The organism is Arenimonas malthae CC-JY-1 (assembly GCF_000747075.1).
GTDB lineage: Bacteria > Pseudomonadota > Gammaproteobacteria > Xanthomonadales > Xanthomonadaceae > Arenimonas > Arenimonas malthae.
This window is the reverse complement of sequence record NZ_AVCH01000145.1, coordinates 1-12,614: the sequence shown is the minus strand read 5'-3', so window position 1 is coordinate 12,614 and position 12,614 is coordinate 1. Positions and strand designations below refer to the sequence as shown.

Annotated in this window: 11 protein-coding genes; 5 read left to right on the top strand and 6 right to left on the bottom strand. The window is 71.3% G+C overall.

Going from position 1 to position 12,614, the window contains the following annotated elements; genetic code table 11:
• Complete coding sequence (locus N790_RS06290) at positions 1 to 1,095, top strand: TRAP transporter substrate-binding protein (protein ID WP_043802220.1); 1,095 nt, start codon at positions 1 to 3, stop codon at positions 1,093 to 1,095.
• Between the two features lie 117 nt (positions 1,096 to 1,212).
• Positions 1,213 to 2,121: a c-type cytochrome gene (locus tag N790_RS06285; RefSeq protein WP_043802219.1), complete on the top strand. Its 909-nt coding sequence runs from the start codon at positions 1,213 to 1,215 to the stop codon at positions 2,119 to 2,121.
• Here the strand turns inward: N790_RS06285 and N790_RS06280 are convergent.
• The 4 genes from N790_RS06280 to N790_RS06265 are packed head-to-tail and all read right to left on the bottom strand — an operon-like array spanning position 2,118 to position 4,762.
• A complete protein-coding gene (locus N790_RS06280; RefSeq protein WP_043802217.1) occupies positions 2,118 to 2,546 on the bottom strand; it encodes a GNAT family N-acetyltransferase in 429 nt (142 codons plus the stop codon). The two genes, N790_RS06285 and N790_RS06280, sit on opposite strands and share 4 nt — an antisense overlap.
• Complete coding sequence (locus N790_RS06275) at positions 2,539 to 3,921, bottom strand: TRAP transporter large permease (RefSeq protein ID WP_211251961.1); 1,383 nt, start codon at positions 3,919 to 3,921, stop codon at positions 2,539 to 2,541. The genes N790_RS06280 and N790_RS06275 overlap by 8 nt, the downstream gene beginning before the upstream one ends.
• Positions 3,918 to 4,433, bottom strand: coding sequence for a TRAP transporter small permease subunit (locus N790_RS06270; protein ID WP_052385740.1), 516 nt, complete (start codon positions 4,431 to 4,433; stop codon positions 3,918 to 3,920). Before N790_RS06270 ends, N790_RS06275 begins: the two co-directional genes overlap by 4 nt.
• The gene (locus N790_RS06265) at positions 4,430 to 4,762 is read right to left on the bottom strand and encodes a DUF2782 domain-containing protein (RefSeq protein WP_052385739.1); all 333 of its coding nucleotides are present in this window, start codon (positions 4,760 to 4,762) and stop codon (positions 4,430 to 4,432) included. The genes N790_RS06270 and N790_RS06265 overlap by 4 nt, the downstream gene beginning before the upstream one ends.
• A 108-nt stretch (positions 4,763 to 4,870) precedes the next feature.
• Between N790_RS06265 and polA the strand changes: the two genes are divergently transcribed.
• Positions 4,871 to 7,606, top strand: a complete 2,736-nt coding sequence (polA, locus tag N790_RS06260) for a DNA polymerase I (protein ID WP_043802215.1) — start codon at positions 4,871 to 4,873, stop codon at positions 7,604 to 7,606.
• 244 nt (positions 7,607 to 7,850) lie between these two features.
• Here polA and hemF read toward each other — a convergent pair whose 3' ends face one another.
• Complete coding sequence (hemF, locus tag N790_RS06255; RefSeq protein ID WP_043802211.1) at positions 7,851 to 8,759, bottom strand: oxygen-dependent coproporphyrinogen oxidase; 909 nt, start codon at positions 8,757 to 8,759, stop codon at positions 7,851 to 7,853.
• A 68-nt stretch (positions 8,760 to 8,827) separates the two neighbouring features.
• Between hemF and N790_RS06250 the strand changes: the two genes are divergently transcribed.
• Complete coding sequence (locus N790_RS06250) at positions 8,828 to 9,730, top strand: chorismate transformation FkbO/Hyg5 family protein (RefSeq protein ID WP_043802210.1); 903 nt, start codon at positions 8,828 to 8,830, stop codon at positions 9,728 to 9,730.
• Positions 9,731 to 9,734: 4 nt separating this feature from the next.
• Here N790_RS06250 and N790_RS06245 read toward each other — a convergent pair whose 3' ends face one another.
• Positions 9,735 to 12,080 (bottom strand): S9 family peptidase, encoded by a 2,346-nt coding sequence (locus N790_RS06245; RefSeq protein ID WP_052385738.1) that lies wholly within the window; start codon positions 12,078 to 12,080, stop codon positions 9,735 to 9,737.
• Positions 12,081 to 12,200: 120 nt separating this feature from the next.
• On the opposite strand from N790_RS06245, the gene N790_RS06240 reads away from it, so the two are divergent.
• Positions 12,201 to 12,455 carry a YcgL domain-containing protein gene (locus N790_RS06240; protein ID WP_043802206.1) on the top strand — a complete coding sequence of 85 codons (255 nt, stop codon included), beginning with the start codon at positions 12,201 to 12,203 and terminating at the stop codon, positions 12,453 to 12,455.
• Positions 12,456 to 12,614 lie beyond the last annotated feature (159 nt).

Sequence of the window (12,614 nt, the reverse complement as noted above, 5' to 3'; positions counted from 1 at the left end):
ATGAAACGACGTGAACTACTCCGGGGCGCGGGCCTCGCCGCGGTGGCGACCGGCCTGGCGGCCTGTGGTGCGCAGCCGCAGGCGCAGGGCGGGGCGGCCTCCACCGAACGCTTCCAGTGGAAGATGGTGACTTCCTGGCCGACCAACTTCCCGGGCCTGGGCACCGGTGCCGCCAAGCTCGCCGAGATGATCACCGCCGCCACCGGCGGCCGGCTCGCGGTGAAGGTATACGGCGCCGGCGAGCTGGTGCCGGCCTTCGAGGTGTTCGACGCCGTCGGCCGCGGCACCGCCGAGATGGGCCATTCCGCCGCGTACTACTGGAAGGGCAAGGCCGCGGCCGCGCCCTTCTTCTGCGCGGTGCCGTTCGGGCTCAACGCGCAGGAAATGAACGGCTGGCTGTACGAAGGCGGCGGCCTGGAGCTGTGGCGCGAACTGTATGCGCGCTTCGGCCTGGTGCCCTTCCCGGCCGGCAACACCGGCGTGCAGATGGCCGGCTGGTTCCGCAAGCCGATCAACGGCCTGGCCGACCTGCAGGGCCTGAAGATGCGCATCCCGGGCCTGGGCGGCGAAGTGATGTCGCGCATCGGCGCCACGCCGGTGAACCTGCCCGGCGCCGAGATCTTCAGCTCGCTGCAGTCGGGCGCGATCGACGCCGCCGAGTGGGTGGGCCCGTACAACGACCTGGCCTTCGGCCTGCACCGCGCCGCCAAGTTCTGCTACTACCCGGGCTGGCAGGAGCCGGGCCCCACGCTTGAGTGCATGGTGAACCAGGCCGCCTGGGAAACCCTGCCCAAGGACCTGCAGGACATCGTGGCCACCTGCTGCCGCGCCGTGAACGAGGCGATGCTGGCCGAATTCACCGCCCGCAACCAGCAGGCGCTGGACGTGCTGGTGCGCGAGCACGGCGTGGAGCTGCGCCAGTTGCCCGACGACGTGCTGCTGGCCCTGCGCAAGGCCTCGGACAAGGTGCTCGAGGAAGCCGCCGCGGCCGACCCGCTGGCGCGCAAGGCGCTCGAGTCCATGCGCGCCTTCCGCGCCCAGGCCAAGGCCTGGCATGCGGTGTCGGAAGAGGCGTACTACGCCACCCGCGGCTGACCCTGCCAAAGGTCACGATTCGGCGCATAAGGCCACAATCGCCGCTGAACGCGCCCCGGCCGCTCCGCGGCGCGCTACGCGTAGAGAACGTTCACTTCCCGTAGAGGTGTCCGTGACATGCGCAAGTGGTTCAAGAGGGCCGGCATCGCCGCCGGCGTCGTGGTGGGTGCGGTGGGCATGCTGTTCGCGGTGGCCTGGTTCAAGGCCGAGGCGGACATGGCCCGCGTCTATGCGGTGGACGACCCGCCGCTGGTGCTGGCCGGCGACGAGGCCGAACTCGCGCGCGGCGCGCACCTGTACCAGGTGGCCGGCTGCGTGGAGTGCCACGGCGAAGGCGGCCGCGGCAAGGTGTTCATCGACGCCGGCCCGGTGGCCCGCGTGGTCGCGCCCAACCTCACGCCCGCCGCGCTGCGCGGCCGCTACGACGTGGACCAGCTGGCCGCCGCCATCCGCCACGGCGTCGGCCCCGACGGCCGCCCGCTGCGGGTGATGCCTTCGGGCGATTTCATCCACCTCACCGACGCCGACACCGCCGCGCTGGTGGCGCACCTGCAGGCGCTGCCCGATTCCGACAACAACCCCGGCAGCACCGAGATCCGCCCGTTGGGCCGCGTGCTGCACCTGTTCGGCAAGCTGCACCTGGTGCCGGCCGCCAGCCTCGACCACTCGCCGCGCCAGCGCACGTCGCCGCCGCCGGGCCCCACGGCGGAATACGGCGCGTACCTGGCGCAGGTGTGCACAGGCTGCCACGGCGCCGATTGGGCCGGCCAGCGCGTGCCCGGCACGCCGCCGGAGCTGCCGCCCGCCTCGAACCTGACGCCGCACGCCAACGGCCTGGCGGGCTGGACCGAAGCCGATTTCGCGCGCGTGTTCCGCGAGGGCAAGCGCCCGGACGGCAGCGACGTGCACCCGTTCATGCCTTGGCGCACCTACGGCGTGATGACGGACGACGAAGTCACGGCGCTCTGGCGCCACCTCTCCGGCCTGCCGGCGAAACCCGGCCAGCCGAAGGCCGCCAAGGCCTAGGGCTTGCGGTAGATGTCCGGCCGGTAGCGTTCCATCACGCTTTCCGGCCGCGACAGCGGGGTGAACCCGTAACCGGCGTACAGGCCATGCGCGTCGCGCGTGGCCAGCAGCATGCGGCGCAGACCGGTGAGTTCCGGATGCGCCGCCACCGCGTCCATCAGCGCCTTCGAAATGCCACGGCCGCGGAACTCCGGCAGCACGAACACGTCGGCCAGGTAGCCGAAGGTGGCGCGGTCGCCGATGACGCGGGCGAAGCCCACCTGCCGGCCATCCAGCAGCGCGCTGAAGCACAGCGAGTTCGCCACCGCCTTCTCCACCACCTCGCGCGGGATGCCCACGCACCAGTAGGCGTGTTCGCGGAGGAAACCGTGCACCACGTCGAGGTCGACGTCGGCCGGGTCGGTGCTGATGCGAAGCTCATCCATACAGGTAATCCGGCAGGGCGGTGGCCAGCGAGGGGAAGGCCGCCACGGCCGCCAGCACCAGCAACTGCAAGACGATGAAGGGCACCACGCCGCGGTAGATGTCGGCCGTGCGCAGTTCCGGCGGCGCCACGCCGCGCAGGTAAAAGAGCGCGAATCCAAACGGCGGCGTCAGGAACGAGGTCTGCAGGTTGATGGCCATCATCACGCCCAGCCAGACCGGGTCCACGCCCATCGCCAGCAACACCGGGCCAACGATGGGCACGATCACGAACACGATTTCGATGAAATCGAGCACGAAGCCGAGCAGGAACATCAACAGCATCACCGCGAGGATGGCGCCCCACTTGCCGCCCGGCAGCGAAGCCAGCGCCTCGTGCACCAGCTCGTCGCCGCCGTAGCCGCGGAACACCAGCGAAAACAGCGCGGCGCCGACCAGGATGGCGAACACCATCGCGGTCACCTTCACCGTTTCGGCGCCCACCTCGTACAGGCGCCGCAGGCCCAGCCGCCCGTAGAGCGCGGCGAAGGCCGTGGCGCCCACTGCGCCCACCGCGGCGGCTTCGGTGGCGGTGGCGAAACCGCCCAGGATCGAACCCAGCACCAGGCCGATCAGCGACAGCGCCGGCAGGATGGCCTTGGCCAGCTGCGCCAGCGAACGCGGCTGGCTCTCGAGCAGCGCCGGCGCGCGCTCCGGCTGGCGCCAGGCCACCCACAGCGCATACAGCAGGTACAGCGCCACCAGCGCGAGGCCGGGCACCAGCGCGCCGGCGAACAGGTCGCCCACCGACACGGTGTCCGGCGCGTAGATGCCCTGCTTCAGCTGCGCCTGCTGGTAGGCGTTGCCCAGCTGGTCGCCCAGCAGCACCAGCACGATCGAGGGCGGGATGATCTGGCCCAGCGTGCCCGAGGCGCAGATGGCGCCGCTGGCCAGGCGCGGGCAGTAGCCGTGGCGCAGCATGGTGGGCAGCGAGATCAGGCCCATCGCCACCACCGTGGCGCCGACGATGCCGGTGGACGCGGCGAGCACCGCACCCACCAGCAGCACCGCCACCACCAGGCCGCCGCGCACGCGGCCGAACAGCGCCGCCACCGCCTCGAGCAGCGATTCGGCGATGCGCGAACGTTCCAGCATCACGCCCATGAACACGAACAGCGGCACCGCCACCAGGGTTTCGTTGCTCATCACGCCGAACACGCGGTTCGGGAACGCCTCGAGGAAGCTGGCGTCGAAGTTGCCGAGCAAGATGCCGGCGCCGGCCGCGAGCAGCGCCACGCCGCCCAGCACGAAGGCCACCGGGAAGCCGCTGGCCAGCCCGGCCAGCAGGCCGAGCAGCAGCAGCACGAGCATCAGGATGTGCTGGTCGTGCAGGCTCATGCGCCCCCGCGGGCGAGGGCGCGGCCGAGCGCGCGCAGGGTTTCGGCCAGGCCCTGCAGGAACAGCAGCGCCGCCGACAGCGGGATCAGCGCCTTGAGCAGGTACCAGGCCGGCAGGCCGCCCGGGTCGCGCGACCCTTCCCGGGCGGCCCAGCTGGCCGCCACGTAGTCCCAGCTCATCGCCACGATGAAGGCGCAGAAGGGCAGCAGCAGCGCCACGCCGGCGCTGAATTCCACCCAGTCGCGGGTGCGCGCGGTCCAGTGCTGCGAGAACACGTCCACCCGCACGTGCGCGCCGTGGCGAAGCGCGTAGGCCAGGCCCAGCAGGAACACCGAGGCGTGCAGCCACAGCACCGCTTCCTGCGCCGCCACCGAACCCGCGCCCGCGCCATAGCGCGCCAGCACCAGGCCGAAGGACAGCGCCACCAGCGCGACCGCCAGCGCGGCGGCCACGCGGCCACCGGCTTCACTCAGGGTGTCGGCCCAGCGCAGGGCCGGGGCGAGGCGGTTCAATCCCACTCGTAAAGGGTCCAGTACACCGGCGAGACGTGGTCGGCCACGTCGTCGCGATTGAGCCGGCCGTTGCCGTCGGTGTCCATGAGGTAATAGGGCCGGCCGCGTTCGGGCGTGACCTTTACCATGTACAGGCGGCCGTCCTGCCGGTACTCCTCGACGCGGTCGCCGTTCTCTTCGGTGCGGATGCTCACCGCCGGCAGTTCGTCGCCGGTGGGCGCAGCCTGCACCTTCTCGGGGATGGGCGCTTCCTCGCGGGCGGGTGCTTCCGCGGCCGGTGCGGCGTCCTGGGCGGCCAGGGCGAACAGCAGGGGGATCAGGGCGTTCATGGCGGGCTCCTGCACGCGGGACGGCCAGCATGGCAAAAGCGCCCCGGGCCCTCAAGCGGCGCGCCCGGAGCACGTAGAATCCGGGTTCGACCGCACCGGATCGCCGCCATGTCCCGCCTCGTCCTCATCGACGGCTCGTCCTACCTCTACCGCGCCTTCCACGCCCTGCCGCCGCTGACCGGCCCGGACGGCTCGCCCACCGGCGCCCTGTTCGGCATCGTCAACATGCTGCGCGCCACGCTGAAGGAAAACCCCGACTACACCGCCTTCGTGGTGGACGCCTCGGGCCCGACCTTCCGCGACGCCCTGTACCCCGACTACAAGGCCAACCGCCCGCCCATGCCCGACGAGCTGCGGGCCCAGGTGGAGCCGATGATGCGCATCGTCGAGGCCCTGGGCTTTCCCATCCTGCGCGTGCCGGGCGTGGAAGCCGACGACGTGATCGGTACGCTGGCGCTGCAGGCGCACGCGGCCGGCATCCCGGTCACCATCTCCACCGGCGACAAGGACTTCGCCCAGCTGGTGCGCCCGGGCATCACGCTCACCAACACCATGACCGGCAGCGTCACCGACGAGGCCGGCGTGGTCGAGAAATTCGGCGTGCGCCCCGACCAGGTGGTGGACCTGCTGGCCCTGATGGGCGACACCGTGGACAACGTGCCCGGCGTGGACAAGTGCGGCCCGAAGACGGCCGCCAAGTGGCTGGCCCAGTACGACTCGCTGGAAGGCGTCATCGCGCACGCCGCCGACATCGGCGGCAAGATCGGCGAAAACCTGCGCGCCGCGCTCGGCCGCCTGCCGCTGAACCAGGCGCTGGTGACCATCAAGACCGACGTGCCGCTGGAGCAGGCCCCGCAGCAGCTGAAGCTGCGCCCGCGCGACGTGGATGCGCTGCGCGAGCTCTACGCGCGCTACGGCTTCAACGCCGCGCTGCGCGAGCTGGAAGGCGGTGCGCCGGCGTCGTCGGCGAAGGCGGGGGGCCGCCCCGCGCCGGCCGTGGCCGAAGAGACCGCGCCCGATCCGTCCCTGTCCGCGCCGGGCGAGTACGAATGCGTCACCACCCGCGAGGCGCTGTCGGCCTGGGTGCAGCGCCTGCTGGCGGCCGACCTGGTCGCCTTCGACACCGAAACCGATTCGCTCGACCCGCTGCGCGCCAACCTCGTGGGCCTGAGCTTCGCGGTCGAACCCGGCAAGGCCTGCTACATCCCCGTGGGCCACGACTACCCGGGTGCGCCGGCGCAGCTGCCGCGCGACGAAGTGCTCGACGCGCTGCGCCCGGTGCTGGGCGACGCTGCCCGGCGCAAGCTCGGCCAGCACGGCAAGTACGACATCCACGTGCTGCGCCGCCACGGCGTGGACGTGCTGGGCTACGCCGAGGACACGATGCTGGAAAGTTTCGTCTTCAACGCCGGCGGCCTGCGCCACGACATGGACACGCTGGCCCGCAAGTACCTGGGCTACGAAACCATCAAGTACGAGGACGTGGCCGGCAAGGGCGCCAAGCAGATCCCGTTCTCCTCGGTGGCGCTCGACGACGCCACCCGGTACGCCGCCGAAGACGCCGACGTCACCCTGCGCCTGCACCGCGTGCTGTCGGCGAAGCTGGCGGCCGAGCCGTCGCTGGAAAAAGTGTACCGCGACATCGAGATGCCGCTGGTGCCGGTGCTGGCGCGCATGGAAGCCGCCGGCGTGCTGGTGGACGTGGCCGAGCTCAGGCGCCAGAGCGCCGACCTCGGCCGCCGCATGCTGGCCGCGCAGCAGCGCGCGCACGAGATCGCCGGCCGCGCCTTCAACCTCGATTCGCCCAAGCAGCTGGGCGCGCTGCTGTTCGACGAGCTCAAGCTTCCGGCGCTGGTGAAAACGCCCACCGGCGCGCCATCCACCAACGAAGAAGCGCTGGAGGCCATCGCCGACCAGCACGAGCTGCCCCGCCTGATCCTCGAGTACCGCGGCCTGGCCAAGCTGCGCAACACCTACACCGACAAGCTGCCGGAGATGGTGAACCCCGATACCGGCCGCCTGCACACCAGCTACCACCAGGCCGGCGCCGCCACCGGCCGCCTGAGCTCGAACGACCCGAACCTGCAGAACATCCCCATCCGCACCGAGGACGGCCGCCGCATCCGCACGGCCTTCATCGCGCCGCCGGGGCGCAGGATCGTCGCCTGCGACTACTCGCAGATCGAGCTGCGCATCATGGCCCACCTGTCGGAGGACGCCGGCCTCCTGCGTGCCTTCGAAAGCGGCCAGGACGTGCACAAGGCCACCGCGGCGGAAGTGTTCGGCGTGCCGCTCGATCAGGTCAGCGGCGACCAGCGCCGCGCCGCCAAGGCCATCAACTTCGGCCTGATGTACGGCATGAGCGCCTGGGGCCTGGCGCGCCAGCTCGGCATCGGCCGCGGCGAGGCGCAGGACTACATCGCGCTGTACTTCGCCCGCTACCCGGGCGTGCGTGATTTCATGGAACGCGTGCGCCAGCAGGCGCGCGAGCAGGGTTACGTGGAAACGGTGTTCGGCCGCCGGCTGCAGCTCAACGAAATCAACTCGCGCAACCAGGCCCAGCGCGCCGGCGCCGAGCGAGCCGCCATCAACGCGCCGATGCAGGGCACCGCCGCCGACATCATCAAGCGCGCCATGGTGTCGGTGGACGAATGGGTGCAGGCGCACCGCGCGCGGGCGACCATGCTGCTGCAGGTGCACGACGAACTGGTGTTCGAGGCCGAGGCCGGTTTCGTCGACACCCTGGTGGCCGAAGTGCGCTCCCGGATGGAGTCGGCCGCCAACCTGCGCGTGGCCCTGGTGGTGGACGTGGGCGTGGGCGAAAACTGGGACCAGGCGCACTGATTCCGTGACGGAATTCGCCTTTTGAATCAGTCGGTTGCAGCGGAATGAACGCGTCCTGAATCGAACGGTTTTTTAACTGTCCTGTTCACGAACTTCTCATGCGTGGAGGGGTCTACTAGGTGCGTCGGATGCAAGGTCCGGCGCAGGATCACTCCCTCCCCTGAGTGGATCCAACCGGAGCAGGGTTCTCCCCAACCTGAGCTCCATCCCCTACCCCGCGGGCTTCCCCTGGCCCGCGGGGTTTTTATTTGCCGCCGAGCCAGTCCCGCGCCCGCAGGTACTCGGAAAGCCGCGCTTCGGCGCTGCCCGCCTCCGGCGCGTACGCGTATTCGAACCGCACCCGCGGCGGCAGGCTCATCAGGATCGACTCGGTGCGGCCGCCGCTCTGCAGGCCGAACAGCGTGCCGCGGTCCCACACCAGGTTGAACTCCACGTAGCGACCCCGGCGGTAGAGCTGGAACTCGCGCTCGCGTTCGCCGTACGGCGTGTCCTTGCGGCGGGCGACGATCGGCAGGTAGGCGTTGAGGAAACCGTTGCCCACCGCGCGCGTGTAGTCGAAGCAGCGCTCGAAGCCGTCGGCGTGCAGGTCGTCGTAGAACAGGCCACCCACGCCGCGCGCCTCGTTGCGGTGCCTGAGGAAGAAGTACTTGTCGCACCAGGCCTTGTGTTCGGCGTAGCGGGTTTCGCCGAAGGGCGCGCACAGGTCGCGGGCCACTTCGTGCCAGTGCCGCACGTCTTCGTCCACCGGGTAGAAGGGCGTCAGGTCGAAGCCGCCGCCGAACCACCAGATCGGGTCGCGGCCTTCCGGGCGCGCCTCGAAGAAGCGCACGTTCGCATGCGAAGTCGGGACATGCGGATTGCGCGGGTGGATCACCAGCGACACGCCCACCGCGCGCCAGGGCGCGCCGGCCAGTTCCGGGCGGTGCGCCGTGGCCGAGGGCGGCAGGGTGGCGCCCGAGACGTCGGAAAAACCCACGCCGGCCTGTTCGAACACCGCGCCTTCCTTCATCACCCGCGAACGGCCGCCGCCGCCCTCGGGCCGGGTCCATTCGTCCTGCTGGAAACGCCCGCCGCCATCGGCGGCTTCCAGGCCGGCGCAGATGCGGTCCTGCAGGTCGCGGAGGAAGGCGTGCACGGCGTTGAAATCGGACATGGCGGGGCGCTGTGGAGAGGGTGGGCCATGATAGTCGCCCGGGCCCGCCGCTATAATCGGCGCCAGCAATGGACTCCCCCACGCCCCCACGCCTGCGTGTCCTGGCCGACGACCGCCCGGACGCGCTGATCGCCTTCCGCTATGCCCCCGCGGCGCCGTCGCCGCTGGCGGTGGACTGCGCGCGGCTGGCCGGCCCCGCGGCCGAGGCCTGGCTGGCCGAAGGCGGGCACTACGCGCTGCAGGCCATCGAAGTCGGCGAAAACGGCGGCGACATCGAAACCGCCGCCGCCGAGGCCTACCGCCGCTTGCTGGCGGCCGTGCGGCCCTCGTCGCATCCCTACCTGCTGCGGATCTGGAACTACTTCGCCGCCATCAACGCCGGCGAAGGCGACGACGAGCGCTACCGCCGCTTCTGCGTCGGCCGCGCCGCCGCGGTGGACGGCATGTTCAACGACCCGCCGCCGGCCGCCACCGCCATCGGCGCCGACGGCCTGCCGGGCCGCCTGCAGGTGGTGGCGCTGTGCGCGAAGGCGCCGGCGCTGGCGCTGGAAAACCCGCGGCAGACGCCGGCCTGGCGCTATCCGCGCGAACACGGCCCGGTGTCGCCGGGCTTCTCGCGCGGCGCCGTGCTCGACGCCGACACCGCCACGCCGCGCCTGCTGGCCTCGGGCACGGCCAGCATCATCGGCCACGTCTCGCAGCACGCGGGCGACTTCGCCGGGCAGCTGCGCGAAAGCCTGCGCAACCTCGAGGCCCTGCTCGAACAGGGCCGGCAGCGCACCGGCCGCCACTTCCCGCTGGCCGGCTGCGAATCGCTGCGCGTCTACCTGCGCCACCCGCGCGACCTGGCCACGGCGCAGGCCCTCCTGGCCGCCAGCGGCATCGCGCCAGGCCGCATCAGCTACCTGCGCGGCGACGTCTGCCGCCGCGAACTCGACGTCGAACTCGAGGGCGTGTTCCCGGCGGCCTGAGGGCTTACTTCAGGTTGTCCTCGAAGAGTTCGAGGATGCGGCGGTACTGGTCGTACCAGCTTTCCGGGTGCTGGTAGGCGTGGCGCTCCAGCGGGTAGCTGGCCATTTCCCAGTTCGCCTTCCGAAGCTCGATCAGGCGCTGCGAGAGGCGCACCGAGTCCTGGTAGAAGACGTTGTCGTCGATCATGCCGTGGCTGATCAGCAGGTGGCCGCGCAGGTTCTCCACGTATTCGATCGGCGAACTGCGCTTGTAGGCCTCGGGGTCGAGCTCGGGCGTGTTGAGGATGTTCGAGGTGTATTCGTGGTTGTAGCTGGTCCAGTCGGTGACCGGGCGCAGCGCGGCGCCGGCCTTGAACACCTCGGGCGCGCGGAACAGCGCCATGAAGCTCATGAAGCCGCCGTAGCTGCCGCCGTAGATGCCGACGTTGGCGGCATCGCCCTGGTGCCGGTCGACCATGTACTTCACGCCGTCGAGGTAGTCCTCGAGCTCCGGGTGGCCCATGCGGCGGTAGATCGCCGTGCGCCAGTCGCGGCCGTAGCCCTCGGAGGCGCGGAAGTCCATGTCGAGCACGATGAAGCCGCGTTCGACCAGCAGCTGGTGGAACATCTGCTCGCGGAAATACACGGGGAAGCGCGCGTGCACGTTCTGCAGGTAGCCCGCGCCGTGCACGAACATCACCACCGGGTACTTGCGGCCAGGCTCCAGCGTTTCCGGCCGGTAGAGCTTGGCCCAGACGCTGCCGGCGCCGTGCGTGGACGGCACCTGCACCATCTGCGGCGCCAGCCAGCGGCGCGCCTTGTAGTCTTCGCTGCGGGTGTCGGTCAGCTTCACCGCCTCGCCGCCGGCCACCGGCTGCACGGCCAGCTGGGCCGGGGTGTGGTGCGAGGACCAGCGCAGCAGCAGGCGGCTGCCGTCGGCCGAGAGCGCGAAGTCCTCGACGCCGTCGAGCGCCGTCACTTCGCGCACTTCGCCGCCGGTGCTGGGCACCGCGCACACCTCGTAGTCACCCGGCCATGCGCGGTTGCACAGGAAATACGCGGTGCCGCCGTCCGGCGACCACCGCGGCGACGACGCCTCCCAGCGACCCGACGTCAGCCGATTGGCGCGCTCGCCCGGCACCACGGTGTACAGGTGCGAATAGCCCGATTCCTCCGACAGCAGCCACAGCGTGCGGCCGCCCGGCAGCCAGCCGAAGTCGTTGAAGTTCCAGTTGATCCAGGCCGGGTCGGTGAGCCGGTGCGCGGGCACCAGCTTGCCGCCGGCGAAATCGACGGTGGCGATCCAGCGGTCCTTGTTGTCCACCGCGCGCGCCATCACGGCCACGTTGCCGCCGTCGTCGCTCCACTGCATGGCGTCGAAGCGCACCGCGCGCTCGCCCTTGAAGGCCTCGAGGCCGGCGGCCTTGCGCAGGTCGGCCAGCGGGTCGCTGGCGATGCCCGGCAGCGTGGCCAGCGGCAGTTCGCGCACCTGGCCGGTGGCCAGTTCCACCAGCACCAGCTGCTGGCCCTGCGGCGGGTTGCGGCCGACGCGCACGCGCACGTCCTCGGCTTCCTCGTAACCCGATTCGGTCACGTACTTCGGCATCTTGCCGGCGCGGCCCTTGTCGGCGCCCTTGGCCTGCGTGACCACGAGCAGCCAGCGGCCGTCGGGCGAGAGCGCGCTGTCGGCGATCTCGACCTTGTCGCCCAGGTACACCGGCGCGGCGGGGCGGCTGGGGTCGGCCTTGCGCAGGGCTTCCGCGCTTTCGCGCTGGGCGTCGCGGAAGGCCTTCTCGCGCGCCAGCTGGGCGCTCAGGCGCAGCTGGTGCTCGCGCAGGGCGTCGGCTTCGGGCGCGGCGGCCGGGTCCTTCTCGGCGCGCGGCAGCGCCACCGGCTGCACCAGGCGCGTGTCGGGCGACCAGCGGAACCAGTCGTTGCCGACGCGCCAGATGACGCCGCGGCCGTCGGCGGCGAAACGCGCGCCGTCCTCGGCCTCGCTGCTGCGCGTGAGCTGCAGCAGCGGGCCGCCCAGCACGCGCAGGAACACGTCGCCGTTGCGCACGAACACCGCCTGCCGGTGCGCGGCGTCGTAGCGCGGGTTGGCGGCGTCGAGTTCGGCCAGTGCCGCGCCTTCCACCTTCGCCGGCTCGCCGCCGGCCACGGGCACGGTCCAGGTGTCGCGCACCGGCGAGCCTTCGCGCTTGAGCGTGTAGTAGGCACGCTGGCCGTCCAGCGACCACCAGGCCGATTCCACTGGCGGCCCGATCCAGTCCGGGTGGGCCATGGCCTGGTCCAGCGTGAGCGCGGGCTGGGCGGCGGCCGGCAGCGCGGCGGCGAACAGCAGGACGAAGGGGGTGAGGCGAAGTCGCATGGTGGCTCCCGGGATCAGGCAGGCCGGCAAGCCTAACAAAGCCGGCGGGGCGGCCGCGTGTGCGGCTTTTCCCACCTGCCGTTTGCGGCGACAATCCCCGGCAACCCGCGCGGCGCCCCCATGCAAACCTACGTCTACAAATCCCTGCGCAAGCCCGACACGTATCTCTACCTGCGCAAGCGGGACGACTTCGCGGCGGTTCCACCGCCGGTGCTGGCGCCCCTGGGCCAGCTGGTGTTCGTGCTCGAGTTCGCCCTGGTCGAAGGCCGCCGCCTGGCGCAGTGCGACCCCGCGGTGGTGCGCGCGAACCTGGACACGCACGGTTTCCACCTGCAGTTCCCGCCCACCGTGCTGGACCCGATGGTCGATGGCTGAAGCCGGCCGCCCCTGGTTGGCCTGGGCCTGGCTGGCGCTGGGCCTGGCGCTTTCCGCCACGCTGCTGCTGGCGCATCCCGCGGCCGTCGTCGGCGCCTGGCTGGCGCAGCCGGCGCTGGCGCTGGGGCTGTCGCGCCTGCGCGGCCTCAGGCCGGCGCT